We start from the raw sequence: 25970 nt of genomic DNA, 5'->3' as shown, positions 1-25970 counted from the left end.
GTATTCAATAATCGTGCCACGAACCTACAAAAGCTATGCTCTCTAGCATTTACTGATTTTCACTATGATTGATGTATAAAATAGACAAAATACTCCCTAAATCTGCTCAAATCTTACGCCTAATTTTCTTAACTCTGAAAGTATTCAGAAGACAGTGCTAACAAATGAGCGAATGAGTCGTAAAAGCACCAAAATAGACATCTGTATGCCCCAACTTGGGCTCTATAGCAGCGTCTTTGAATTAGGCTTAGAAGTTCAGTCATTATAAAAAAGCCAGCTAATTCTTATTAGCTGGCTTTAAGTTCGTATAATAGACTTTATTTAATGCAACAGGTTAGCTGCTTTCTTCTTCTAACTTAATAAAAACATCCCAGGCTGTGATATCTATCTCATGGCAATTGTTTCCCTCGCCATTGATACGGTCAATCACTAAAAAGTCACTATCGCGCCCAAGGGCTAAAAGTGGATGGTGCCAAACGTTGGCATCATACTGTACGCCTTGATGAGACGTGGCATAAAAAACCTCTAGATCGTTAGGGGTTTTCGGCGGCGTGCCAGCTTTAGCAACGACAACGATATAATCCTGACCTTCCATCGATACAAACGCCTGTGTTCCAAGCGGATGGTATTCCATGACGGAGAGAGCGATAGGATTATTACGTTTTTTGGCTCGAAAAATACTCATACCAACTGAGCCACCATCAAGCTTGCTTTCGGCAAGTGCATGATGGCGAACCGCGTAGCCATTATTGATCTCATAAGTATTGTCAGCGGTTTGCTCAGAGGTATCATACCGCTCGATGACCGAGCCGTATGGTGCAAAATTAGCCTTGGTCAAGGGCGTAGCCGTTAGGATGACACTCATTATTTTGCCTCGTCAGTATCAGTATCAACCTCAGCTACCTTGCCATACACGCGTACACGGCTGATACCGCCATCTGGGAAGATATTGACCCGAATGTGAGTAATGGGTTTATCAAGTTGAAGCTTGTCTTTACCAAAGTGATGAACGTCATCAGCATTGGTCTTTTGTGGCTCAAGCAAGGTCTCCCAAAACATACTCTGAGTTACTAAAGTTTGCTCTGGTGTATTTGGTGAATAGACGGCTTGAATCGAAACTTTATCAGGATAATTGCCTTTGAAATGAGCAGTATCTATCTCGATAGAATCAACGATACCTGCTTGGCCTAGCGCAATAATGCTCCAATCGTTACCTGGTTCACGGCGACGACGAGTCTCCCAACCATCGCCCATATTAGGTGCTTTAGTCGGTAGCAGTAAGTTACTAGCAGCACCGAAATGCGCATCGTTACTAGCAATCGCACGGCCACCGTTTAATGCACCTGCTAGATCTAACATCTCGCCCTGTTTGTTCAGACTAGCATCAAGTTGAATGTCACCATAGACACGTAATCGGGCAACGCCGCCATCTGGATAAATATTCAAACGAATATGGGTTACCGTTTGCTCATTATCAATTTCGATCAGCTCATGATTGTGACCCTGTAGCGGAGTCATACCCACTAGCGCCTGCCAGTTTTTACCATCCCAGCCTTCTCTGTTTAGAGTAGAAAGCTCAGCTTCATTTTGCTGCAGCAGCTCGGGCGCGTATAATGCGTCGACACTGGCAGAAGAGGGAAAATTGCCCGTAAAGTGACTGGTGTCAATATCGAGACCGGCTATTTTGGTTGGGCGTGCAAGTTGGATAACCAAGTAATCGTAACCCAAATGACGTTTACGACGTGTTTCCCAACCGTCCATCCATTTACCATTGTTGTCAAATTTACCCACGACAAAGATAGGTGCATCAGGATTTAGAATACGGCTTTTATCTGCAAAGAAATCATCGGTAGCGAATAGTGATTTTGCCCCCAAGCGACTGTCAGCGACGTTTGATTTTTTGGTAAATGTCGGCAGGGTATCAGGTAGATTATTTGCTGAGATAATTTGTCCAACTTCTGAAGTGTTTTGACTCACAATGATTCCTTTTTTAGTGATAGTGTTTGTTAATAACGTATGGCTTATTTTATTTATGAATTCATACTAATTAGCATTCGCTCAGTTAAGTAGAATGAGTATCAGGACGATACATCATCTTACATCCAGTTAGCAGTGTTGTCTAACGTAGCAGGGTGGTTTTCGTACCAGTGCTTGGCGATATCGTCACGGCGGCATATCCATACATCAGGCTTACTGGTGATATATTGCAAAAATTGCTTTAGCGCTTTGATACGTCCTGCGCGCCCGATAATGCGGCAATGCAAGCCGATGGTCAGCATTTTAGGAGTATGCGCGCCTTCTTCGTACAAGGTGTCAAAGCTGTCTTTGAGATATTGATAAAACGGTTCAGCATGGGTGAACCCTGGGCTAGAAGAAAAACGCATGTCATTGGTCTCTAAACTATAAGGTATGACTAAATGCGGTTTGCGCGTGATCATATTGCCATCTTGGACTTTTACATTGAGCCAATATGGTAATTCATCACCATACGAGTCAGAGTCATAAGTATATCCACCTTGTTCAGCGACCAGTTCACGAGTATTTGGACTATCACGTCCTGTATACCAACCAAGAGGTTGTCCGCCTAGCATACGTTTAAATATTTGGGTAGCACAGCGAATATGCTCGCGCTCTGTCTCACGGTACATATCCTGATAGGTGATCCAACGTAGACCATGACTGGCAATCTCATGACCATCTTCTAATACACGCTCGATGATATGCGGAGTCTTTTCAGCCGCCGCCGCACAGGTAAATGTGGTAATGGGAACGCCGTATTCTTTAAACACATCTAACACACGCCACACACCAACACGGCTACCGTACTCAAAAGCAGACTCAATAGATTGGTGACGGTTGTTAAATTCTGGTGTGCCTAAAATATCAGATAAGAAACGCTCTGATTGTCCATCACCATGAATAACGCTATTTTCTGCACCTTCTTCAATATTCAATACAAACTGTACAGCAATTTTTGCGCCACCTGGCCAGTTTGCTTTTGGTGGGTTGCCAGCATAGCCTTTTAGGTCGCGCGGGTACGTACTTATATCAAAGTCACTGGTAATTTTTTTGCTCATTATTTATGTTCCTATATCGCTTAGAGCCTTAAATATTCATATGAATATTACTCATAAATGACAGTTGTTTTCTAATCGCCAATTAAAGTGATGAGGCATAGGCCACGAGCTGTTGGCGTTCTGCGTCCGACAACTGAGTAATATTACCAAGCGGCATATAGCCAGTCTGTACGGCAGTGACGATTTTAGCTTTATGTATTTTTAAGTCTTCTGGCGTCTGCAAAATAATACCTGCTGGCGGCGCGGCAAAGCCTTGTTGTGTTGGCTGAACCGCATGGCAAGTGCTACAGCGCGTATGCACGACATCCATCATAGCGTCATCTGCTGATGCGCTTACTGGTAAGGCTTCAGCAGTAGTTGCATCGTTGTTAGCACTGTTATTAGAATTGCTATTAGCATTCGCAGTGGTGTCAGTGCTTGAGTCGGTAGACGCGCTTGTAGCTGGTGGCGTGCTCTTATTCGTGGTAGGTGCTACTGAAGCAGTAGCAGGCACTGGTTCAATTGGCTCAGGACGCATCCAAATAATCAGTAATACGGTTAATACGGCTGGAATAACCAAGTAGCGTGGTTTTTTATGACCTAAATGCTTTTGGTTAAAATAATGACGCACAGTCGCAGTGATGATACCGACGAAGACCAATACCAACCAACCTTTTTCATGAGCATACATCATTGGATAATGGTTGCTGATCATGGTAAAGATGAGCGGTAGGGTAAAATAGTTATTCATCAGTGAGCGGTTCTTGGCTTGTAATGCCAATTCAGCCACTTCCTTGCCTGGTTTTTCGCCGCGCCGTACACAGTCAACGAGTGCGCGCTGAGCTGGCATAATACCGAAGAATACGTTACCCACCATCACCGTGCCTAAGATAGCACCGATATGAATGAACGAGGCGCGATCACTAAATAACTGGTAAGAGCCCCAGCTCGCGATGACCAGTAAGATAAAAATCAGCGTACTAAAGATAAAGGCGTTTTTACCCAAGTGACTGCGTACGATAACTTCATAAATAAAGTAACTGCCGAACAAGAAGAGCAAGCTGGTGGCAATGGCACCAATACTGGTAAAAGGCACTTTGCTTGGGTCTATCAAGTAGGCAGTTGCATTGGCATAATAGACGATAGACATCATCGCCGCACCCGTCAGCCAAGTAGTATAAGCTTCCCACTTAAACCAATGTAGCGTCTTTGGCATCTCCTCTGGCTCTAGCTTGTATTTGGCAATTTCATAAAACCCACCACCATGGACAGCCCAAAGATCGCCTGATATGCCTTTGTCTGTTTTCCACTGCGGCGGCTTGCGTAGGCTTAGATCCAGCCACACAAAATAAAATGATGCACCAATCCATGCCACCCCAGCGATAACATGAAACCAGCGGAAAAATAAACTTAACCATTCGAGAAGATAGGCGCCCATGTAATAAATGTCCTTTAATATGACAATGTCTTAATAAAATGTCTTGGTAATTTCTTTTGATAGCATTTCTTGAAAACTAATAACAAAGCAGATAGCTAAACAGCCCCAAACTTACGATCCGCGATAAGTGCTATAACCGTGTGCACTAAGCAGGAGCGGCACGTGATAATGACTGGCATCATTTACCACAAAGTCGATAACCACTTGCGGATAAAATGCTGTCAGCTGCTGCGCATCAAAATAAGATTGAGTATCGAACGTCACGGTATAGCGACCAACATTTAGCTGACGCTCTGTGCTATCGATGGCTGTATCAAACTGCCAAGCGTCTGGTGTGACGCGGCCATCACTATTGGTTGTCCCATGTGCCAATAGCTTGCTAACACCGTTGTCTTGTACTCGGTGTAAGGTAACGGCGATATCAGCGGCAGGTTTACCAAGATGAGTGTCTAAGATATGTGATGATAGGGTGGCAGACATAATGCTTCCTTTGAATTTGTGAAAAATATAAATCGAGTAAAAATACTAGTCTAACTCTGCGACTATTATTTAATCGTCTAAGCACTACCTAGCAGTTTGTTTAAACGCAAACGCGTGATTTTATTTTGCTCAGTAGCTGCATTTGCTAGTTCAATGGCACGACCATTAGGTAGGCGCGCTAATAGCAGGTCGAGCATTTGCTGTGCGCTTTTACCTGTCGCGAAGACAATAAAAATAAAACCAAATTTATCAAGATAATCTTGATTGCCTCTGGCAAGTGCTTCGAGGACTTCATCTGCTGCATCGTTAGCGCCTGATTGTTCATGTGCAGCGCTACTTTGTGTGTTGCGATATTTTTCTTTTAGCGATGCCACATTGCCGATTTGCGGATGCCCATCAAAGGCTTCTAATAAGTTAGCCTCGTCATTTTGTACCTTGTGCCAGATAGCGTCGCTACTTTCTAGTAGTGCATCCAAGTCTGCAAAGGGGCGGGTATTGGCAAGATTTTGTGCCCATTGGGTACTGGTGCAGCAGGTCAACAGATAGGTGACGGCTTCTTCTTGAGGTAGAGTGTTGAATTGCGCTAAGGTTAAGCTCACAATGACATCCTTTTCTGATATGGCAGCCCATTATTCGCATTGGGCGATAAGTATTTGATAAAGGTTTATACCTTACGATCATTTGCATAAACCGATAAGTATATGCAGCAATCTTGATAAGCAAAGGTTGCTTCGGTGCTTTGGCTTATTTGATTAAGCCAACAACTATTAATTTGCTTAAAATGAAGAGCCGATAATCTATGTGTTCGTAGTCAGACCGAATTAGTATTTGTATACGCTTTGTGTAATTTCAGATCATAGTGAACTGACAATATGAAACAGATTTGCTAAAGAAACACTGATATTTTAGCCGTCTAAAATGTCTGACAAGAAATGATTAATGACGGCATGATTGATTTACAGTTCCCATTCTGCTAAAACCTGACTAGTTGGTCAACTGTTTTATGCGAAATATTTTTATTCCACAGGTTATGCTGATTAAATCTATGTATTTATATAAGAATACACAGCGAAATATAGTGACTATTTTGTCGAACCTGCCCCTTAGAGTGAGATACCACTGTTATGACTCAAAACAATAAAAAGGAAGATGCCTTAGTGACTGATACACCCTCGCACCGTAGCCAACAAGCCATTCGCGCACAGAATCAAGCGCTTATCTTAGCGGCAGCTGAAGAAGAGTTCGTGCTCCAAAGCTATCGCGGCGCTACGATGCAGGGTATTGCCGACAGAGCAGGCTTACCTAAAGCCAATGTTCACTATTATTTTAAAAACAAAAAGAATCTCTACATGGCAGTGCTGCGCTCTATCATTCAAGAATGGAACGAAGGATTAGTAACCATGACAGTAGATAGCGACCCAAAAACAGTCATCGAAAAATTTGTCCGTACCAAGCTACATCAAGCTTTTGTCAATCCAAGTCGTCATAAACTGTTTGCCATTGAGGTTATCGGTGGTGCACCGCATTTACATGAATTTATGTCCACAACAATGAAGGAGTGGGTACACGATAAAGCACAGGTAATGAAAGAGTGGCACAAGCAAGGTAAAATTGGGATTACGGATCCTCTACAGCTACTGATTTTGATTTGGGCGACTACCCAGCGTTATGCTGAATTTGAGATTGAAATTGTTGGATTGATGGATAAGACAGCATATGACGCAGAAGATGAAGCGCGTGCAGCAGACTTTCTAGTGCCTTTTATTCTAAAAGGCTGTGGCCTTTAACGATGACAAGGTACCTAGTGGACAAGACGCCTATTTAATACGCGAAGTGTTTAATAGGCGAGGTGCATAGACTGTTCCTACCTGTGCATCTATCGCACCTCATTTATGGCTAAATCCTTCGATATATTCAGCCTTAGCTTGCGCTTAGTATTAAGCCACTTCTTGCGTTGATTCTAAGCCGTCTTCAGTATGCTTCGCTTTGGTATCGAACTCAGCGCCGTAATTTTTGGGTAAAATCATATCAAGCGTGATGGCCACAATCCCTGCCATCGTTACCGCTGAACCAAAGATATTTTGAAAAAACTGCGGCGTTTGAGACAGCACGTCAGGAACAAAGGCGATACCCGTTGCCAGACCTAGTGAGGTGGCGATGATTAAGACGTTACGATGAGTAAACTGTACGGTAGATAAAATACGAATACCAGCAGTTGCTACAGTCGCAAACATCAATAGCGTCACGCCACCAACGACAGGCTTAGGAAGTTGCGTAAAAACAGCACCAAGAACAGGGAACAGTCCCATCAGGCAGAGAAGACCACCAACATAGAATCCCACGTAGCGACTGGCAATCCCCGTCATTTGGATCACACCGTTGTTTTGGCTAAAAGTAGTCACAGGGAAGGTGTTAAATACTGCAGCAATCAGAGAGTTAACACCATCTCCTAGTACGCCGCCTTTGATCCGCTTTTCATAGATAGGGCCTTTAATTGGTTCACCCGATATCATTGAGGTAGCCGTCAAATCGCCTGAGGTTTCAATACTGGTAATAATGTACATAAAGGCAATAGGAATAAAAGCTTGCCAATCAAAACCAAAGCCATACTTAAAGGGGATCGGCACCGTGAAAAAAGCCGCTTCAGAAACCAACGAAAAGTCGATACGTCCCATAAGTACGGCAACGACAAGACCAAACATCAAACCAATAAAGATAGCGCTTGAGCGAATAACTTTATTATTGATAATACTGATAAGTATGACACTGATCAGCACACTACCGCCTAACAATAAATTTGGAATACTACCAAAATCTTCAGCACCAAATCCGCCAGCTAAGTCAGTCAAACCTACCTTAGTTAATGACAAACCAATTGTGACAATCACGCAGCCTGTAACAATTGGGCTCATAAAAGATTTGAGTTTGGTAATAAACTGACTTAAAAATATCTCAACAAATGCTCCGAGAAATGAAACGCCAAAGATAACGGATAGGATCTCCTCAGGACTACCACCGCGGTTTTTTACCACAAAACCTGCTGTCAGTACCGCTGCTAAAAACCCAAAGCTAGTGCCTTGCAATGCCATGAGACCGGAGCCAACAGGGCCTACTTTACGAGTCTGAATAAAGGTTGCAACGCCAGATACTATCAATGACATACTGAGAAGATAGGGAATATGCTCGCCTAAACCTAATGTGCCACCTATGATAAGAGAAGGGGTGATGATACCTACAAATGCTGCAAGTACGTGCTGTATAGCACCTAAAAATGCTTTAATGGGGGTGGGACGGTCGTGCAGTCTATACAGTAAATCGGTATTCTCTGGAACGTTTTCACTCATGGTGGTTTCCTCCTAAAATAACTGCTTAGCACCCGCTTAACTGTAAATATCAGACAATGTGGTAAATCACGAGATAAAGGTTTCAACTCAACCCTTGACTTGCTGCTTTATCGATGTAGACAATAGAGGGTAAGCATCCGTCTGTAAGATGAACAATAAAATAGCTAATATATGTTGGCTAATTTTTGTACAACCTGACCAATTAGTCAGGTCTATTTAGGGTATATGTAAAATACAAGACATTGCAATGTTTTTTTTGGTACTAGTGAGTTTACAGGTTTGTTACGAACTAGGAGGAGTTAAGTAACATTGAATGGTCAAAAACGAAAGGAGTCACATATTGAAAGTGAATCAGCGTCAAGCTGTACTATTACTTTAATCGTTATTTTTTATCATAAAGAAGCCCCAATCATAATGAATATGGTTGGGGCTTTCTAACGTTTGTTTAACAGTTGATACCTGTTGCATGACATCCAAGATGGCTACGTTAATAGATGACAGATTATTTGGGGCTTGATGACCATACTGGTGAGCGAATAACGCCTTGTCCTGACTTACCAAACGCCTCGCCACCATTGAGAGACCTGATGGTCAGCACGCCTTTGCCGCCTTGAGTCGATGCGTAGACGACGCGTTTATCGTTTGGCGAGAAGCTTGGTGCTTCGTCGATACCCGTATTACCAAGATTGGTAGTGACCGCGCCATTACTATTCATAATAGCCGCTGAGCGCCCACTCAAAAAAGCAATTTGTGTACCGTCACTGCTAAATTGCGGACTGGTTGCATAACCCCCGTTTGATACTTTAGTGATGCGTCCTGAGCCGAACTCGTAGCGATAAACTTGCGGCTTGTTAAAGCCAGTTTTATCACTGACAAACACGAAAGATTTACCGTCTGGTGCATAGCTTGGCTGTACTTCACTACTTGGTAAATTGGTGAGTCTCCTAGGCGTGCCGCCGCTAGCGCTCATCTCATAGATATCGGCACTGCCTTCAAAGCTACTAGAGAATAGTATTTTGCTACCATCAGGGGAGAATGAAGGACTTAAATTACTACCTGAAAACGGCGTTAGGGCAGTTGCGCCGCCGCCACTGACGTTTTGGACGTAGATAACAGGATATGATTTTTCGCGTTGTACTGAATAGGCGATACGGTTACCATCAGGCGACCATGCTGGTGAAAAAATAGAGCCAGCCACTTCAGTAATGGTTCTCGCATTTTCGCCATCGGCATCCATCACCTTGAGACGAGAGATTTTTTGCTTGCCAGTCCCTGATTCCTCAATGTAAGCAATACGCCCTGAGAAATCTCCTGGAGTATCAGTAATCAGCTCGTATACTTTGTCGGCGATAACATGACCAGCATAACGCATACTCTCTCTATTATTGTCAGCGGTTAGGCTTTGCTTGCCTTGTATCACACGACCAGATTTGACATCGATGACTTCATAATCAGTGACTATTTTGCCACGATTAGTACGTGTACTGCCGACGACTAGATACGGTATCCCCATGCTTTGCCAGACAGGTAAGGTACCTGTCAGCTCTTTACTACTATGTGGCTGCTGCGGCAGATCTTTATTGGTTACTTTAAGCTCTGTTTTATTCAAGTCATTTAATATAATCGGTGATAACACAGAGTCACCTGCAAACGATACAAATGCGACTTGGTTTTGTTGAACAGGAATCTCATAGTCCAACTCTAATACAACAGGTGCTGCAAGCACGCTTTGCGACGCTATTAATGCTGAAGTGCTGGCGAGTAATGAGACTAGTAACTTGTTATGGGTACGCATGAGTAAATCGAGCTCCTAAAATTAGTGTGATATTCATTTTTGTACTTAATGAGACAGGCATCTAGATGAGCAGCAACCTATGCGAGACAAGCCGCCTAACGTTACGTTACCAATCTTACAAAGACCTAGCAACTGATTAATTACTGCCTTTAAACTGTATGGTAAAAGTCGGGTATTTAGGGTCATCAGCATCAATCGGGAGACTACCAATATTGAGTACTGCCTGTCTTGCCGCTTCGTTGACCGTACTATCAGGTCCGGAAACTGTCACGTTGACTACATCGCCATTGGCATTGACAGTGATAGTCAAGGTTGCGCGTTGGGTAGAGCCTCGCGCGGCGGTAGGTGGCGTATAGTTGCGTTTGATTAAATTGATAATTTCATTGTTGCTGGTACCACGACTGTCGCTCGATGCAGAGCGAGTACTGCCTTTGGATATACTAGAGGTTGATGTGTCACCAGACACAGTAGACTGACCATCTGACAGGCTAAAGGTTTTCCCTGCATTGCCAGAGCCGTCGGTATCAATCTCTATGTTACGATCGCTAGCAGTGGGACGTTTTATCTTTGGTGAATTGTTTTGCTTTTGACGAAACTCTCCCAGCCTTTTTTGTTCTTCTATGAGCTGATCACGTTTGCTTTGATCGATTTGGTCAAGCTCTTCCATAGCGGATTCATCTAATTGTGCTGCCCACTCAGCCATTTTGCGCTCATATTCTTGATTTTGCTCAAGCAGACGTTGTTGATGGTCTTCACTCATCAGTATAGGTTGACTCGCAGGCTCCTCAGATCGTGTAAATACAGGGTCACGCTGAGAGGTTGTCTGGCTTGTAGTTTGCGTACTAACACTAGATACCTGTGGCTGGGCATTACTAGACGAGCCGCTAGTGCTACTATTCATTGGCATCGTATTGGCTGCTGCACGGTTGGCCAATATTTGTCCTTGCATTTCAGCAAGTTGCTCAGGAGATACCATGACCGTTTCAATACTACCAGCAGTCTCAACTTCAGTGGTTTGATAGTTATAAACCAATATGCCGATAATAAGACCATGCGCCAGCAAGCTGAGCAACGTAGGTAATGTGAGCCCGTTGCTTTCTGGTTCGGTAGGTACATAGACGGCAGGAGCATTATGCATAGTAAGGATACTCATGAACGTGGTGTGTCGGATTGACTACTAGTATTAGTTATTACTATGTGAAGCGTGTCTCAAGTGATGCTTATCACTATAAGGAAGGTGTAGGTAGAGGCGCACCGGTCAGTAACCCTACTTTTTCAATACCTGCTTGTTGCAAGGTTGCCATGAGTGTCATGATGGCACCGTATTGATTGTTTTGATCCGCATTGATCATCACTTGTACTGGCTCAGCGTTATTATTGTCGCTTTGAGACTGTAGGTTAGATAATGTATTAATCAGCTCAGGCTCACTTACTGGCACGTCGACATTGCTTTCATAACTTATAAAGATATCACCACTGTCAGTCAAAGAAACAATCACAGGTAGTTGGCTTTGACTGATAGTATTGGTTTGCTCTTTTGGTAGGTCGACATCGACACCTGTAATCAGCATCGGCGCTGTCACCATAAATATCACCAATAATACAAGCATGACATCAATATAAGGAACGACGTTCATTTCTGCATTGAGCGCTTTTTTTTCACGGCCGTAGGGGTTTGGTTTCATAGCCCTGTCACCTGACCTGCAGTAACTTGGGTTTCTTTGCTAATAGGCGCTTGTACGCTGGTCTCACGTTGTAGCATTCCTGTCATTTCATCACAAAATAAGGCACGCGAGTCGTATAATTGGCTCGATTTTGCTGTGAAATGATTGTATGCCAATACCGCAGGGATAGCCGCAAACAAACCCATAGCTGTAGCAATCAGGGCTTCAGCGATACCTGGCGCTACCGAGGCGAGGGTAGCTTGCTCAGTTTGAGACAGTCCCAAAAAGGCATTCATGATGCCCCACACTGTACCGAACAGTCCAATATATGGTGCAACGGAGCCAATGCTGGCTAGCGTCGTCAGCCCTGACTCTAGCAATTGCTGCTGGCGTCCTAGACCGACGCGTAACTTGCGTTCAACACCATCGATAATGTCGTCTTTAGGTTGACGCTTTTTATGCATTCTCAGGTATTCTGAAAAGCCTACATAAAAAATTTGCTCAAGTCCCTGACGATCAGGCGATCCTTGGATGCCTTGATATAGTTTAGCCAAGTCTTCACCTGACCAAAACCAAGTCTCAAATTGTTGATCAAAGTTTTTGGCTGTACCAAGTCGCGCACTCATGCGAAAGATCATAACCCAGCTGAGCAAAGAAGCTAATAACAATAGTGCCATCACAATCTGCACCAGTAGACTGGCTTGGGTAATAAGATCGACAATATTTAATGATTCAGGCATGTAATGGACTCACGGATAATTGATAACAGCTGGCTGGAATAGTGTCGTCCAAACCAGACAACCTTTAAACAAACACTGTTTATTTTTTAATACGTAGTAGATTTCTTCACCAGAAATTTGTAACTGTGCTGAGAAAAAAGCTTCAACAATAAGTATCGCCATATAGGCATCGGTATAATAGCCCCCTAGTTTACTTCTAAATGAGAAAAAGGTCATTATTAATGTGTTAAATGACTATTTAGTTGGGCTGCTATTGGTTAAGTCAGTAGTTAGTTGAATAACATGAATAATGACAGAGCAAACAGTGATTGCCTAAAATTTATGACTCAAACCGAATACCATCTCAATAATGAGTAGAAAACAGTTTGTTGAATAGCTTAAAGCAATACGACTATGTATGGCTTTATATCGTTTTTCTATGCTGTAGTTTCACAGCTTCTCAAAATTCAGCTTTATACGAGATAGACATTATCAACGATTGAGTTTGTAAGATAACTGGTCTAATATGTTACGCTTTGTTACTACATTATTCTTATTGTGGCATCGTTATTTTTTCGCTGAGGTCATGTTCAATTTTAGGTAATGATGACTTTTTATTAGCCAGTCGGGGGCGACACTTATGAATGCAATTGAACGCTATTTTGGGATTAATGGTGAAAATACCACGATCAAAACAGAAATCATCGCTGGTATAACCACGTTCTTGACGATGGCTTATATTATCTTTGTCAACCCTAACGTCTTAGCCGATGCAGGTATGGATAAAGGGGCCGTATTTGTAGCGACCTGTATAGCAGCAGCAGTAGGTTGTTTCATCATGGGTATCTACGCCCGACTACCAGTTGCGCTCGCACCAGGTATGGGTCTTAATGCCTTCTTTACCTATGGTGTGGTGCTTGGTATGGGCTACGCATGGCAGACAGCGTTAGGTGCGGTGTTCTTGTCTGGTTGTATCTTCGTACTATTGAGTCTATTCAAGATTCGTGAAGCAATCATTAATGCCATTCCAACGTCTCTCAAAAACGGCGTAGTCGCTGGTATTGGTGCGTTCTTGGCGTTTATTGCATTGCAAAGCGCAGGCATCATCGTCAATCATGATGCAACCTTAGTTGGCCTTGGTGACATGACATCATTTGGTCCTGTCATGGCTTCATTAGGTTTTGTTGTTATCATTGGCCTGTCTTATAAGAGAGTCCCAGGTGCGGTAACCATTGGTATTTTATTGGTTGCACTGATTAGCTTATTAATGGGCTATACGCAGTTCACAGGTATCATCTCTTCACCGCCTTCTATTGCACCGACGCTTATGCAGTTAGACATTGCTGGTGCATTTGATGTGGGCATGATTAGTGTTATCTTTGCTTTCTTATTTGTCGATTTATTTGATACTGCTGGTACTTTGATTGCTACCACTAGCCAAGCAAAACTAACGGACAAAGATGGCAATATCCCGAACATGGGCAAGGCACTACTCGCTGATTCAACAGCGACAGTAGCAGGTTCTTTACTGGGTACTTCATCGACGACCAGTTATATTGAGAGTATCTCTGGTATCGCCTCAGGTGGCCGTACAGGCTTGATGGCTGTTACGGTAGGTGTGCTATTCCTGTTCAGTATTTTCTTCTCGCCGCTAGCAGGTATGATTCCAGCTTATGCAACGGCTGGCGCTATCTTTTATGTAGCCGTACTTATGATGGGTACCCTAAAGGACATTAACTGGAGCGACTTAACAGAAGCAGCACCAGTGGTCGTGGTATTGCTATTCACACCGCTTACATACTCTATCGCTGACGGCATCGCACTTGGTTTTATTACCTTTACGGCTGTAAAAGCAATTGCAGGCAAGTTTGCAGATATCAGTATCGCTGTCTGGATTTTGACTGCTATATTATTGTTCAAGATTATTTTCTTATAATGCAACGTGTAGTAAGACATTAATAGCGTCTTAAACAAGAAACCCTCCTTATCAGCTGATGATAAGGAGGGTTTTTTTTGTCAGCATTATAAGCCTATCGTTTTAATTTGAGCTCAGTATCCTTGGCATGAATGTTTAGTATTTCTGATACCAGTATTAAGTAGGGTGATGCCAAACTATGGGCAATAGTAAACAAAAAAACGTAACCAAAGCGTCATGGCCAATAAAGTGCTTGTAAGTTATTGTTATTTAGATATATATTAATTTATGAAAATAATAAATTTCGTTAGTTTGAAAAAAACTTTCGTGATATTATAGCCGAGTTAAGCGCATCACCTCAATCAACGCCGTAGAGGTTTTTCTTACAGTGAATTAGCATCACCAAAGATGACAGATTTGTGATTATTAGAGCGATTTTTCGGTTCAATAAGGCGATATTTGGTCATCACACTCCTTTCACTACTAACAAGAAGAAGGCACTAATGCCGCTTAGCTTTTCGTTGTTGCCTTTGTATTGTTAACGTAGCCCGTTTAACAGTCGAACGACCTACTTAACCGTCTCCAGCCTATGCTGGATTTTTAGTTTTGTGATGGCGCCGTTTGGTCTTTTGATTATTGCTGTGAATATCCGTCAATAACCCCTATTTTTTGATAGCGGTTACGAGCAGTTATACAGGACGATCAGACTTCCTAAAGCACCATTTATTATGGTTTTTAAACGATAGTTATGGAGTTATTATGAACCCAGTAGACCAGTTTACCCCGCAAGAGCCGATCTTGTTTAATCCTGTTGATATGCTGTCGCCTGAGTATCTCGCCCAGTCAGCAGAAGCGCTAAATAAGCGTATCTCACCGCTATATAGCGCCGATGAAGAACGTTGGTTGTCTGAGTTATTGCCACTTGCCAAACCCAGTATAGAAGAACGCGATGCTGCTGCTGAGCAAACGCGCAAACTGGTCGAGCACGTGCGTAATGATGGTAAAGCCGTCAAGATGGTTGACTCATTATTGCTCGAGTATAGCCTTGATACCCAAGAAGGTATCTTGCTAATGAGCTTAGCAGAAGCCTTGATTCGTGTACCAGACAACTATACGGCTGATGCGTTGATTCATGACAAAATGAGTGTAGCCGACTGGAAAAAGCACATTAAAAATGATAATGGGTTTATGGTCAATGCCTCTACTTGGGGCATGATGATGACCGGTCGTGTTGTCAGTATTGACAGCAGTACCACGGCATCAGGTTTCTTGGATCGTATGACGAAAAAGATGGGTGAGCCTGTCATTCGTAGCGCGATGCAAAAAGCCATGCGTATCATGGGCCATCAGTTTGTATTGGGTGAGACCATTGAGGAAGCTAACAAAAACAGTCAGCCATATCGTAATAGAGGATATACCTATTCATTTGATATGTTAGGTGAAGCGGCTATTACGCACCAAGACGCTGAAAAATATTTCAACGACTATCTACATGCGATCAGAGCTACTGCCAACGTCAAAGTAAAAGAAGGCATGCCAAAGCCATCAGTATCTATCAAATTATCAGCACTGCATCCTCGCTATGAAGCGACGCAAGAAGCTCAGGTAATGGGCTTATTGCGTCAGCGCTGCCTGCTATTGATTGAAGCGGCACGTGAAGTCAATGTCGATATCAGTATTGATGCTGAAGAAGCAGATCGCCTTGAGATTTCTTTGAAACTGTTTGAGTCTTTGTACCGTGATAATTTGACGGCGGGCTGGGATGGTTTAGGTATCGTCGTGCAAGGTTACTCTAAGCGCGCAATCGCTGTATTAGGGTGGCTTGCTCGTTTATCTACTGAGGTCGGTGACCGTATTCCACTTCGTCTAGTAAAAGGCGCTTATTGGGATACTGAGATCAAACTTGCTCAGCAAAAAGGTCTATCAGGCTATCCAGTTTGGACACGCAAAGAAGGTACGGATACGGCATATCTTGCTTGTGCGCGTTTCTTATTGTCAGACCATCTGCGCGGGCTAATCTGGCCACAGTTTGCGACGCATAATGCGCACACACTTGCGTCAATCATTACCATGAGTGCACATAGAGACTTTGAGTTCCAACGTCTGCATGGTATGGGTGATGCACTTTATGATCATATTTTGCAAGCGTATCAGATTCCTGTACGTATCTATGCGCCGGTGGGTGCACATAAAGACTTGCTGCCGTACTTGGTACGTCGCTTATTAGAAAACGGTGCTAATAGCTCATTTGTTCATCAGTTGCTAGACAAGTCTTACCCAATTGAAAAGCTAACGGTGCATCCATATGACAAGCTGCTTGGTAATGCAACATTGCACAATACAGACATCCCGTTACCGTTAGATATTTACGGTGAGCGTCGTGCAAGTTTTGGCCCGAATATCTTTGTAGAGTCGCAGTGGTTACGTTTCAAAGCGGCAATCGACAGTCATTTAAACAAAACTTGGTCAGCAACCTCTATCATTAATGGTAAAGCTGTTGATACATACGAAGTAGATGGTCAAACAAATCAGCTTGATAAGCAGACTGTACTTGCGCCTTGGAATCACGAAGTTAGTGCTGGTGAAGTAACTTATGCTAACGCTGAAGTCGCTCGCCAAGCGATCGACGTTGCAGTTGCTGGTCAAGATGTATGGCAAAATGTGCCAGCTGCTGAGCGTGCAGCAATCTTGCGCAAGATTGGTGAACTATATGAGGAAAACTACGCTGAGCTAATGGCACTATGCCAAGTTGAAGCGGGTAAAACCATGCAGGACGGTATCGATGAAATCAAAGAAGCTGTTGATTTCTGTCGTTTTTATGCCGATGAAGCAGAGCGTCTAGATGATGTTGTACATGAGTTTACAGATTTGGCTGGCAAGCAGTCTCGCCAAGTATATAAACCACGTGGCACCTTCGTGTGTATCAGCCCATGGAACTTCCCACTGGCTATCTACACAGGACAGATTGTAGCTGCACTTGCTGCAGGTAATACCGTAGTAGCCAAACCTGCCGAACAAACCAGCTTGGTTGCACACTTTGGTGCGCAGTTAATGTATCAAGCGGGTATCCCAGCAGAAGCTTTGCAGTTAGTGATTGGTGCAGGCGACGTAGGTGGGGCTTTGACGGCTGCTGACAATATTGCAGGTGTGATATTTACAGGCTCTACTCAAACTGCACAACGTATCAACCAAAGCTTGAATGATCATGCACAAACCAGTGGTGAGCTGCCTGTCTTTATCGCTGAGACTGGCGGTCAAAACGCGATGATCGTTGATTCAACGGCATTGCCAGAGCAAGTTGTTAAAGATGCAGTACTCTCAGCATTTGGTTCAGCAGGTCAGCGTTGTTCAGCTTGTCGCATATTGTGTGTGCAAGAAGAGATGGCTGATGGTTTAATCGAGTTATTACAAGGTAACATGGCTGAGCTATCTGTCGGCAATCCGCTATACGCTGCTACAGATGTAGGCCCAGTCATCGATGCTGATGCCAAAGAGGGTTTAGAGGCGCATATTGAACGTATGAGTGCTGAGCCGACCGCTACTATTTTGGCACAGACGCCAATGAGCTCAAGCTCAGTCGTCAGTCAAGAGAAGTCTACTTTTGTATTGCCTACAGCAATCGAAGTGAATAGTATTGATGTGATCGGTGGTGAGCATTTTGGCCCAATTTTACACGTACTGCGTTATCAAGCGCGTGATTTGAATAAGCTGATTGATGCCATCAACAACACAGGCTTTGGTTTGACGTTAGGTATTCATAGCCGTATCGAGAATACTGTTGAGCATATCGAACGCCGTGCCTTTGTCGGTAACACTTATATCAACCGTAACCAAATCGGCGCGGTTGTAAACGTACAGCCATTCGGTGGTTGTGGTCTATCTGGTACTGGCCCTAAAGCTGGTGGCCCGCACTATGTCGCGCGTTTAATGCAGCTTAGCTCAGAATCAGTAAACGCTGAACAGTCAGAGGCTCACATGACAGCGACCGAAACCCAAACTACCACTCAAACAGAACTCGCATAAGGAGTAGCAACATGGCGACTGAATTCAAAAAAAATCATGCCCAGGTTTGTGAATCTTGGCGACTACTCGGCGCAGTCAACCGCGCAACGTATCTACAAGCAGCCATTCCAAAACTGGCACTGCTTACTGGTGATGCCAACAAAGCAAAGCGTTTGTTCAACCATTTGTTGAGCGCTGCGCCTAGCTTGGATGAGATGCATCGTTTGACGGGTGCGACGGGCGAGTCTAATGACTTGTATGTCACTGGTCGTGGTAAGACGATGGTCATCGGTGGCGAATCTGCTAGAGCCATGGCAGTACTGGGTCAGCTTATCGCGGCATTATTGACAGGTAATGAAGTTATATTGCATTGCCCAAGTCAAGATGAGATGTGCAATGAAGCTGCCAAGATATTGTACGATACAGGTATCAGCGAAGATGTATTGAGTGTGGCTAACGACTCGCAAACGGTCACGCTATTATATATCGATCGTCTAGCGCAAGTGGCTGTCTCTGGTAGCCGCAGCGAAGTACAAGCCATCAGTCAAGAGCTTGCTAATACAGACGGTATTTTGACGCAGGTTATTAGTGTTACTGATATGGAAGGCTTGTCAGAAATGCTAACGCCTGATTATCTGCATCGTTTTGTCACTGAGCGAGTCAAGACTATCAATACCACAGCAATCGGTGGTAACGCGAGCTTGCTTGAGCTTGGTACAGAGTAGAATCACTGCATTAATTACGAATCCGCTTCGCTTTTATATCAACTTTTATAAAGGCTAAGCGGTGTTTGGTAGCGCTATAACTACCAAACTAGTGATTGCATAAGATGTATAAGAAAAAACCGCTATCTGAGTAATTATCAGATAGCGGTTTTTTTTATTTATGGCTCTAGCTGAAGTTTGATTGTAGAGCTTTACTCAGCAATATCTACCCATACCCAGCCGTTCTCTAGCCATTCGCTCAAATCATCTGCATCAACATCGGTGACGTCGCTATGTTGTAATGCTTCACCATTGGCCAAGCGTACTAGTACTGCTATCGCCGATTCATCAAGCCCATCGATACGTTGACCATTAGCATACAGTACAGTGCCATCATCGGTCTGGCTATAGAGTAGGCGGTTGCTATAGTCCGCCTGCAATGTGGCCCCTTCTGATAGGGCCTGTATTAGCTCATCGGTATCTAACGTCTCTTCTGGCATCAGCGCATCATATTGGCGTTTACTAACTACTTCAGAAACTGCTTGGCGAATCATATCATCACCGCGATCAGATTGTAGCATCTCTAACAATTGAGTTTTAATAGCCGTAATACTATCCGCTTGTAATTTACCTGATGCTTGTAGCGTTTGGGGTAGTAGCATCGGAATAAATAATTTGCTGTCATTGGTTGCAATATCGGCCATACTATCGATGATTTGCATGAGGTTTGGGCGACGGCAACCAAAAGAAAAAGTCAGACAGTCATCTTGTGCCACACCGAAATGTGATAATTTCGGCGGTACATAAAGGACGTCACCCGCTTCTAGTATCTCATCAAAGATAAGCTCGCCCATGTCGTCAAACAAGCGCAGAGGCTCATCAGCAACAAACTCTGTCTGGTCATCACAGAATTTGCCTAACTGCCAGCGTCTAGAGCCGTACCCTTGTGCCAAAAACACATCGTAGTCGTCATAATGCTTACCGACCGACCCACCTGCTGGTGCGTAAGAGACCATGATGTCATCGCGCTGCCACTGCGGAATAAAGTCAAATGCTTGCCATAACTGACCAAGCTCTGGAGACCATTGTTCAAGATTCTGTACCAATACGGTCCATTGCTCTGGTAGATTTTCAAAATCAGTCTCATTCAATGGACTTTTTTTAAGTTGCCACTGTGCCTGACCTTCTTTTTTACTGGCTGCTTGAGTCAGCAGTCTTGCGCTAGCATCTTCTTCAAGCGCCAGGCCAATCATGTCATCTGGCTCAAACATATTAACTAGCTGCGGCAACCCTTGTTTAATAAGCAATGGCTTCTTTTGCCAGTATTCAGTCAAAAATTGCTCAGGCGTGATAGAGTCGGGTAAACAAAGAGGAATAGAAGTCATTGATAAATCCATATTTTGGCGGTGTACAAGATTAATAATAAGGGATGCTTTATAGGAAGGTTTTAATAGTTTAAGATTGTCATCTATTTGATGTCTATTATTTTGGTGACGTTTATATAGCACATATAAGCAATAACGATTATCAAAACAATAGCTGTCATCAGAGCATCCATTCAATCGTAGGAAAGTTATGAAAAAGCTACATTTTGTTGTCATCATCGCTAGCGTGTTTTTGCTACAAGCCTGTGTCCATAAAATCGTCACAGTACCCGCAAAAATCGCTTATAAAACTACCAAAGGTGTGGTAAAAGGAACCGTTGCTGTGGGTAAAGCCATCATACCGGGCGACAGTGATGACGATGATGATAAAAAATAAAACCTTACTTATCAACTATGGGTTTTGAATCAAAAGCAATCGAATCAAAACCAATCATAGCGTTCAAAGTAAGGTTAATAGTTATTCAGATAATAGCTATTAAGATAACAACTGAATAAGATAAAATTACTATCAAGATAGGAGCCAGTAAATAATACTATGCGCTCCTACCTTTCTAGTCCGATCTTATTATCAGTATGCTCTTATCAGTTATTAAAGCTTGGAAATCCATTCTTTAATAGCGCGTGCTTGCTCAGCGGCATTACCGATATAAGTGGCAGGCGTCAATGCACGCAAGCGTTCTTTATCCGCATCGCTAACTGCCGATAGCTCATCGCTTTCGACAAAGGTTAGCATGGCTTCACGAGTCATGGCATTACCACGAGTCAAGGCTTTTAGTTTTTCATACGGGTTTTCAACACGGTAGCGACGCATGACCGTTTGAATCGGCTCTGCCAACACTTCTTGCGCTTGATTCAAGTCATCATTTAAACGCTGTGCATTTAGCTCAAGTTTACCCACGCCTTTTAGACAAGCGTCAAACGCTATCATGCTCTGTGCTAGGCCAACACCGATATTACGCAGCACCGTTGAGTCCGATAGGTCACGCTGCATACGTGAAATTGGTAGCTTCTCACCCAAATGGGCCAGCATCGCATTGGCAACGCCTAAGTTACCTTCAGAGTTTTCAAAGTCAATTGGATTAACTTTATGCGGCATGGTAGAAGATCCAACTTCACCATCTTTAAGGCGCTGTTTAAAATAGCCTAAGCTAATATATTGCCAAATATCACGGTTGAAGTCGATCAAGATTGTATTGAAGCGTTTAACAGCATCAAACAACTCAGCGATATAATCGTGCGGCTCAATCTGAGTCGTATAAGGGTTAAACGTTAACTCTAAACGCTGATTGATGAATGATTCAGCGTGAGTCTGCCAGTCAACATCAGGGTATGCTGAAAAATGGGCATTGTAGTTACCAACGGCGCCGTTAATTTTACCTAATAGCTCTACTTGATTGATTTGCTTGATTTGACGGGCTAGGCGGTAGGCCACGTTTGCCATCTCTTTACCCAATGTCGTTGGACTGGCTGTCTGACCATGCGTACGTGATAGCATTGGTTGGTCAGCATGAGCAATAGATAAATCAACGATGCTATCAGTCACTTGCTGCATTTTTGCAACGACTAGCTCGCGACTGTCTTTGAGCATCAACGCATACGATAGATTATTGATGTCTTCACTGGTACAGGCAAAGTGAATAAACTCAAGTGAATCGATTAAGGCATCCTGACCACGGAACTTGTCTTTGATAAAGTACTCAACCGCTTTTACATCATGATTGGTCGTCGCTTCGATGTCTTTGATAGCTTGAGCATCTGCTTCGCTAAAGTCATCAACGATTGCATTCAAAAAAGCGTTGGTCTGGTCATCAAATGCTGCTAATTCACCAATTGCGCTGTTGTCAGCCAAAGACTGCAACCAGCGAATCTCTACCGTAACGCGAGCTTTGATTAGACCAAATTCAGATAAATAAGGACGTAAGCTGTCAGCCTTTGATGCGTAACGACCATCAATTGGAGAGAGAGCGGTAAGTGGGGTCATGGTTATGCCTCAGTAGTTATGAAATAAAAAACTGCAAGAGTCGAGATAAAAAATTACCATATAATAAACGACGTCAAAATCGTTGCGCGTAATATAGCAGAAATATGATATTAAAAAAGCGGTCTATGCAAATAAAGCGATGTTGACGATCGTTAAAATTATGTTATTCACTGCATCAACATCTGTGCTTTAGGTTGTAGTCTTAGGAATCAATTAAAATCCGCAAGGTGCATCGATAGATTCAATCACACCGCCGCCTAGACATACTTCATCGACATAAAATACCGCTGACTGACCAGGGGTGACAGCGCGCTGTGGCTCATCAAATACCACGCGCACTTCGCTGCCATCAGCATTGGTCGCAAATACACGACATGCTTGATCTGGCTGACGATAGCGAGACTTTGCCACACAGGCTAGACCTTCATCACTAAATACATCTGTAGGGGCGTGACCACTCGTCCAATCGAGCTTATAAGCTTTTAGCTCGTTGCTCATTAGCATGGGATGTTCATGACCTTGACCGACGATTAAACGGTTTTTCTCTAAATCTTTTGCCAATACAAACCACGGTTCTTCAGGACGGTCTTTGACACCGCCAATGCCGATGCCGCCGCGTTGACCCAGTGTGTAATACATAAGGCCGTCATGAGTACCGATAACTTTATTGTCATCAGTAAGTATCTCGCCTTTTTGGGCAGGCAGATATTGCTGCAAGAAGTCTTTAAAGCGGCGCTCACCAATAAAGCAAATCCCCGTAGAGTCTTTCTTTTTAGCCGTCGCTAGGTCATGCTCTTCAGCAATCTGACGTACCACTGGCTTTTCAAGCTCACCGACTGGGAATAGCGTTTTAGCGATTTTATCGCCGCCAACCGCATGCAAGAAGTAACTTTGGTCTTTATTATTATCAAGACCGCGTAAGAGCTGGGCAACCTCAGTACCGTCTTCGTTCTTGTAGTTCACACTGCGGCGCGTATAGTGACCAGTCGCGATATAATCAGCACCAAGAGTCAATGCATAGTCTAAAAACGCCTTAAACTTGATTTCCTTGTTGCACAAAATATCAGGGTTTGGGGTACGTCCTGCTTTATATTCTGCTAAAAAATGCTCGAATACACGATCCCAATACTCCATAGCAAAGTTGGCTGTGTGCAGCTTCATACCGATTTTGTCACATACGGCTTGCGCGTCTGCTAGGTCATCCATCGCCGTACAGTATTCGGTGCCGTCATCTTCTTCCCAGTTCTTCATAAATAAGCCTTCGACCTTGAAGCCGGCTTGTTGAAGTAGAACGGCGGATACAGAAGAGTCGACCCCGCCTGACATACCGACGATCACATGCTTGGTACTAGGGTTTTCGACATCAGCAAGTGTTAAAGGGCGATGAGTATTAAAAGATTCAGAAACGGTGGTGCTTGAGGTATTTTGTATGGCTGACATAAAACGGCTCAATTATTTATACGTTGTCCAAATTACAGCTCGACGTCACGAGTTGAGTCATTACTACAATGCGCAGTATCAGCACCATAACGTCAGCTTGTCTTTTGGATCTGGTATTATGATAAAATAAACGTCATATTATACCAGTTAATTGAAACGGGTGGCGACCGATGGTGTCTGGCTACTAGGAAAACCACTTTGAAAATTCAGATAATGGTTTTGAATTATTTTAATCATCTTTAACTCGTCTTGGAATAATAATGATAAAAATTGGTCAAGGTATCGACGTTCACGCTTTTCATAACAACGGTCAGCAGCAGCAATATGTGGTGCTAGCAGGTGTGACCATTGAGCATACTCACAGTTTGCTCGCACATTCTGACGGGGATGTGGTGTTGCATGCGCTTGCTGACGCGCTACTTGGCGCATTGGCGCTTGGTGATATCGGGCAGCATTTCCCTGATACCGATGCGGCACATGCTGGTTTGGATTCACGAGTGCTACTGCGTTATGTCTATAGCAAAGTGCAAGAGGCTGGTTATAGCCTAGGCAATGCTGATATCACGGTGATGTGTGAGCGTCCAAAGTTGGCGCCACATAATCTAGCAATGCGTACCAATATCGCAAGCGATTTACAAACAGATAGCAGCAATATCAGTGTGAAAGCCACTACGACTGAAAAATTGGGATTTACGGGTCGACAAGAGGGCATCATGGCCAACGCCGTGGTATTATTAGTCCCTAACACTGTCGAACCGATATAGATCGAAATTTGTGCTTGTAATACAGTGGCAGTTGCCCCATGTATCAGCCACGTCTTTACACAATTATTTTATATAAATAATCATTTTATCAATAGGAGCTTTTATGAGTGAGCAAACCCCAAACACTGCTGCAAACGACGTTGAACAATTGATCCGTGATCAAATCCGTGACAATAAAGTTATTATTTACATGAAAGGTACGCCACAATTTCCACAGTGCGGCTTTTCAGCACGCTCTATCGAAGTGTTGACTCAGATTGGTCGCCCATTTGCGTTTGTAAACATTTTAGAAAACCCAGAAATCCGTGCAACGTTGCCAAAAGTTGCGAACTGGCCTACGTTTCCACAATTATGGATTGATGGCGAATTGATGGGTGGATCAGACATCATCTTGCAAATGTATCAATCAGGTGAGCTAAAGCCGTTGGTTGAAGCAAACAGTCCTGCTGCTTAATACTTGAAAGTGCGAATTGGACGTCTTTAATGTTCAACTAGCCTTTGCAAGACACAAGCACAGCAAACCCAGATAGTCATTTGATGGCTATTTGGGTTTTTTATTGCCGCTGATATCGTGTTTACTGGTGCCCTTATTAACTCTATATTTTAGTGTCTTTAGACTTCATTGTTTTTATAGGATACACCCCCCATATAATGTCCAAGATATCAGCTATATAAATAATAATTATCAGATGAGTAAGAGAGCTTTATGAGTAACCAAACCACAGACCAGTCAAGCGAGCAAAGAGAAACTGCTGAGCAAGCGGCGATTGAAAAGCGCCGTGAGCGTTTAAAAAATGAGTCTACTCGCATTATTGAGATTGCTAATAATGAGTCATATTCAGCACTTAAATGTATCCATCAGCTTAGTGTGGCAGGTGGTGCAACTGAAGCGACTTATGTGGCCATCGAGCAGCGCGTCGTGGTAGATCAAGATCCTACAGGTGCTTATCATTTGGCATTATTAGCACAAAACACACCAGATTTGCCAATTGATGCCCGTCAGCTTATCGAATTAGTAGTCAACAAAGGTGATAACCATCAGCGTTTAGCATTGCTTAAAAACTTACCATTACCGCCAGTTGAGCTTATCAAAGCGCAGATTTTAGCGAGTGATGATGGTGAAGCGATTGGTCAAATGAATGCCTATTTACAGATCAATCCAGAAGGATATGGTAGCCATCATATGCTGTCTAGTGGTCAGTCAGATCAGATCGTACCGCTTAGCCCTGGTAACAACAGCCAAAATGATAATCAAAATAGTGAATAATAAGATAACAACTACA

General features: G+C 43.4%; 22 protein-coding genes. 8 read left to right on the top strand and 14 right to left on the bottom strand.

Going from position 1 to position 25970, the window contains the following annotated elements; translation table 11 throughout:
• Positions 1–334: 334 nt before the first annotated feature.
• The 6 genes from ACT3QN_RS00275 to uraD form a co-directional block, all read right to left on the bottom strand.
• The gene (locus ACT3QN_RS00275; RefSeq protein ID WP_444522028.1) at positions 335–865 is read right to left on the bottom strand and encodes an ureidoglycolate lyase; all 531 of its coding nucleotides are present in this window, start codon (positions 863–865) and stop codon (positions 335–337) included.
• Complete coding sequence (gene alc / locus ACT3QN_RS00270) at positions 865–1947, bottom strand: allantoicase (RefSeq protein ID WP_444522131.1); 1083 nt, start codon at positions 1945–1947, stop codon at positions 865–867. The genes ACT3QN_RS00275 and alc overlap by 1 nt, the downstream gene beginning before the upstream one ends.
• Positions 1948–2096: 149 nt before the next feature.
• A complete protein-coding gene (puuE, locus tag ACT3QN_RS00265; RefSeq protein ID WP_444522029.1) occupies positions 2097–3077 on the bottom strand; it encodes an allantoinase PuuE in 981 nt (326 codons plus the stop codon).
• 82 nt (positions 3078–3159) lie between these two features.
• Positions 3160–4494, bottom strand: a complete 1335-nt coding sequence (locus tag ACT3QN_RS00260; RefSeq protein ID WP_444522030.1) for a urate hydroxylase PuuD — start codon at positions 4492–4494, stop codon at positions 3160–3162.
• A 111-nt stretch (positions 4495–4605) separates the two neighbouring features.
• Positions 4606–4974, bottom strand: a complete 369-nt coding sequence (gene uraH / locus ACT3QN_RS00255) for a hydroxyisourate hydrolase (protein ID WP_444519694.1) — start codon at positions 4972–4974, stop codon at positions 4606–4608.
• A 77-nt stretch (positions 4975–5051) separates the two neighbouring features.
• A complete protein-coding gene (uraD, locus tag ACT3QN_RS00250; RefSeq protein ID WP_444522031.1) occupies positions 5052–5573 on the bottom strand; it encodes a 2-oxo-4-hydroxy-4-carboxy-5-ureidoimidazoline decarboxylase in 522 nt (173 codons plus the stop codon).
• Between the two features lie 525 nt (positions 5574–6098).
• Here uraD and ACT3QN_RS00245 point away from each other — a divergent pair.
• Positions 6099–6761, top strand: coding sequence for a TetR/AcrR family transcriptional regulator (locus ACT3QN_RS00245; protein WP_444522032.1), 663 nt, complete (start codon positions 6099–6101; stop codon positions 6759–6761).
• Positions 6762–6911: 150 nt separating this feature from the next.
• Here ACT3QN_RS00245 and ACT3QN_RS00240 read toward each other — a convergent pair whose 3' ends face one another.
• The 5 genes from ACT3QN_RS00240 to tolQ form a co-directional block, all read right to left on the bottom strand.
• Positions 6912–8318, bottom strand: coding sequence for a nucleobase:cation symporter-2 family protein (locus ACT3QN_RS00240; protein WP_444522033.1), 1407 nt, complete (start codon positions 8316–8318; stop codon positions 6912–6914).
• A gap of 502 nt (positions 8319–8820) precedes the next feature.
• Positions 8821–10113: a translocation protein TolB gene (locus tag ACT3QN_RS00235; RefSeq protein WP_444522034.1), complete on the bottom strand. Its 1293-nt coding sequence runs from the start codon at positions 10111–10113 to the stop codon at positions 8821–8823.
• A 136-nt stretch (positions 10114–10249) separates the two neighbouring features.
• Entirely contained in the window at positions 10250–11251 is a 1002-nt protein-coding gene (locus tag ACT3QN_RS00230) for a cell envelope integrity protein TolA (RefSeq protein ID WP_444522035.1), read from the bottom strand.
• 88 nt (positions 11252–11339) lie between these two features.
• Positions 11340–11798, bottom strand: coding sequence for a protein TolR (tolR, locus tag ACT3QN_RS00225; RefSeq protein ID WP_444522036.1), 459 nt, complete (start codon positions 11796–11798; stop codon positions 11340–11342).
• Complete coding sequence (tolQ, locus tag ACT3QN_RS00220; protein ID WP_444522037.1) at positions 11795–12517, bottom strand: protein TolQ; 723 nt, start codon at positions 12515–12517, stop codon at positions 11795–11797. The genes tolR and tolQ overlap by 4 nt, the downstream gene beginning before the upstream one ends.
• Before the next feature lie 619 nt (positions 12518–13136).
• Between tolQ and ACT3QN_RS00215 the strand changes: the two genes are divergently transcribed.
• From ACT3QN_RS00215 to ACT3QN_RS00205, 3 genes are all read left to right on the top strand, one after another.
• Positions 13137–14432, top strand: a complete 1296-nt coding sequence (locus ACT3QN_RS00215; RefSeq protein WP_101204806.1) for an NCS2 family permease — start codon at positions 13137–13139, stop codon at positions 14430–14432.
• A gap of 738 nt (positions 14433–15170) precedes the next feature.
• Positions 15171–18434: a bifunctional proline dehydrogenase/L-glutamate gamma-semialdehyde dehydrogenase PutA gene (gene putA, locus ACT3QN_RS00210; RefSeq protein WP_444522038.1), complete on the top strand. Its 3264-nt coding sequence runs from the start codon at positions 15171–15173 to the stop codon at positions 18432–18434.
• An 11-nt stretch (positions 18435–18445) separates the two neighbouring features.
• On the top strand, positions 18446–19138 hold the full coding sequence (locus ACT3QN_RS00205; protein ID WP_444522039.1) for a 1-pyrroline-5-carboxylate dehydrogenase: 693 nt from the start codon (positions 18446–18448) through the stop codon (positions 19136–19138).
• A gap of 191 nt (positions 19139–19329) precedes the next feature.
• On the opposite strand, the gene ACT3QN_RS00200 is transcribed toward ACT3QN_RS00205, so the two are convergent.
• Entirely contained in the window at positions 19330–20502 is a 1173-nt protein-coding gene (locus tag ACT3QN_RS00200) for a JmjC domain-containing protein (RefSeq protein WP_444522040.1), read from the bottom strand.
• A gap of 190 nt (positions 20503–20692) precedes the next feature.
• Here ACT3QN_RS00200 and ACT3QN_RS00195 point away from each other — a divergent pair, with 190 nt between their 5' ends.
• The gene (locus ACT3QN_RS00195; protein ID WP_057759633.1) at positions 20693–20878 is read left to right on the top strand and encodes an NF038104 family lipoprotein; all 186 of its coding nucleotides are present in this window, start codon (positions 20693–20695) and stop codon (positions 20876–20878) included.
• Between the two features lie 213 nt (positions 20879–21091).
• Here the strand turns inward: ACT3QN_RS00195 and purB are convergent, their stop codons facing one another.
• Positions 21092–22483: an adenylosuccinate lyase gene (purB, locus tag ACT3QN_RS00190; protein WP_444522041.1), complete on the bottom strand. Its 1392-nt coding sequence runs from the start codon at positions 22481–22483 to the stop codon at positions 21092–21094.
• Positions 22484–22696: 213 nt separating this feature from the next.
• Positions 22697–23809, bottom strand: coding sequence for a tRNA 2-thiouridine(34) synthase MnmA (gene mnmA / locus ACT3QN_RS00185; protein WP_444522132.1), 1113 nt, complete (start codon positions 23807–23809; stop codon positions 22697–22699).
• Between the two features lie 374 nt (positions 23810–24183).
• Here mnmA and ispF point away from each other — a divergent pair, with 374 nt between their 5' ends.
• The 3 genes from ispF to ACT3QN_RS00170 all read left to right on the top strand — a co-directional run bounded on the left by ispF (position 24184) and on the right by ACT3QN_RS00170 (position 25954).
• Positions 24184–24687 (top strand): 2-C-methyl-D-erythritol 2,4-cyclodiphosphate synthase, encoded by a 504-nt coding sequence (gene ispF, locus ACT3QN_RS00180; protein ID WP_444522042.1) that lies wholly within the window; start codon positions 24184–24186, stop codon positions 24685–24687.
• 103 nt (positions 24688–24790) lie between these two features.
• Positions 24791–25141: a Grx4 family monothiol glutaredoxin gene (gene grxD, locus ACT3QN_RS00175; protein ID WP_193012410.1), complete on the top strand. Its 351-nt coding sequence runs from the start codon at positions 24791–24793 to the stop codon at positions 25139–25141.
• A 252-nt stretch (positions 25142–25393) separates the two neighbouring features.
• Entirely contained in the window at positions 25394–25954 is a 561-nt protein-coding gene (locus ACT3QN_RS00170) for a hypothetical protein (RefSeq protein WP_444522043.1), read from the top strand.
• The last annotated feature ends 16 nt before the right edge of the window (positions 25955–25970 follow it).

This window comes from Psychrobacter sp. AOP7-C1-14, assembly GCF_052376135.1.
Lineage (GTDB): Bacteria > Pseudomonadota > Gammaproteobacteria > Pseudomonadales > Moraxellaceae > Psychrobacter.
Note: the sequence above shows the minus strand (reverse complement) of the source record. Positions and strands in the feature narration are given on the sequence as shown.

Excerpts from the sequence above, each read along its gene's own strand:
- ACT3QN_RS00235 (WP_444522034.1), bottom strand. The coding sequence starts at position 10,113 with ATGCGTACCCATAACAAGTTACTAGTCTCATTACTCGCCAGCACTTCA.
- putA (WP_444522038.1), top strand. The coding sequence starts at position 15,171 with ATGAACCCAGTAGACCAGTTTACCCCGCAAGAGCCGATCTTGTTTAAT.
- purB (WP_444522041.1), bottom strand. The coding sequence starts at position 22,483 with ATGACCCCACTTACCGCTCTCTCTCCAATTGATGGTCGTTACGCATCA.
- ACT3QN_RS00170 (WP_444522043.1), top strand. The coding sequence starts at position 25,394 with ATGAGTAACCAAACCACAGACCAGTCAAGCGAGCAAAGAGAAACTGCT.
- mnmA (WP_444522132.1), bottom strand. The coding sequence starts at position 23,809 with ATGTCAGGCGGGGTCGACTCTTCTGTATCCGCCGTTCTACTTCAACAA.
- ACT3QN_RS00205 (WP_444522039.1), top strand. The coding sequence starts at position 18,446 with ATGGCGACTGAATTCAAAAAAAATCATGCCCAGGTTTGTGAATCTTGG.
- ACT3QN_RS00215 (WP_101204806.1), top strand. The coding sequence starts at position 13,137 with ATGAATGCAATTGAACGCTATTTTGGGATTAATGGTGAAAATACCACG.
- tolR (WP_444522036.1), bottom strand. The coding sequence starts at position 11,798 with ATGAAACCAAACCCCTACGGCCGTGAAAAAAAAGCGCTCAATGCAGAA.
- ACT3QN_RS00260 (WP_444522030.1), bottom strand. The coding sequence starts at position 4,494 with ATGGGCGCCTATCTTCTCGAATGGTTAAGTTTATTTTTCCGCTGGTTT.
- ACT3QN_RS00195 (WP_057759633.1), top strand. The coding sequence starts at position 20,693 with ATGAAAAAGCTACATTTTGTTGTCATCATCGCTAGCGTGTTTTTGCTA.
- ACT3QN_RS00240 (WP_444522033.1), bottom strand. The coding sequence starts at position 8,318 with ATGAGTGAAAACGTTCCAGAGAATACCGATTTACTGTATAGACTGCAC.
- ACT3QN_RS00275 (WP_444522028.1), bottom strand. The coding sequence starts at position 865 with ATGAGTGTCATCCTAACGGCTACGCCCTTGACCAAGGCTAATTTTGCA.
- ispF (WP_444522042.1), top strand. The coding sequence starts at position 24,184 with ATGATAAAAATTGGTCAAGGTATCGACGTTCACGCTTTTCATAACAAC.
- ACT3QN_RS00245 (WP_444522032.1), top strand. The coding sequence starts at position 6,099 with ATGACTCAAAACAATAAAAAGGAAGATGCCTTAGTGACTGATACACCC.
- uraH (WP_444519694.1), bottom strand. The coding sequence starts at position 4,974 with ATGTCTGCCACCCTATCATCACATATCTTAGACACTCATCTTGGTAAA.
- ACT3QN_RS00230 (WP_444522035.1), bottom strand. The coding sequence starts at position 11,251 with ATGCATAATGCTCCTGCCGTCTATGTACCTACCGAACCAGAAAGCAAC.
- ACT3QN_RS00200 (WP_444522040.1), bottom strand. The coding sequence starts at position 20,502 with ATGACTTCTATTCCTCTTTGTTTACCCGACTCTATCACGCCTGAGCAA.
- grxD (WP_193012410.1), top strand. The coding sequence starts at position 24,791 with ATGAGTGAGCAAACCCCAAACACTGCTGCAAACGACGTTGAACAATTG.
- tolQ (WP_444522037.1), bottom strand. The coding sequence starts at position 12,517 with ATGCCTGAATCATTAAATATTGTCGATCTTATTACCCAAGCCAGTCTA.
- puuE (WP_444522029.1), bottom strand. The coding sequence starts at position 3,077 with ATGAGCAAAAAAATTACCAGTGACTTTGATATAAGTACGTACCCGCGC.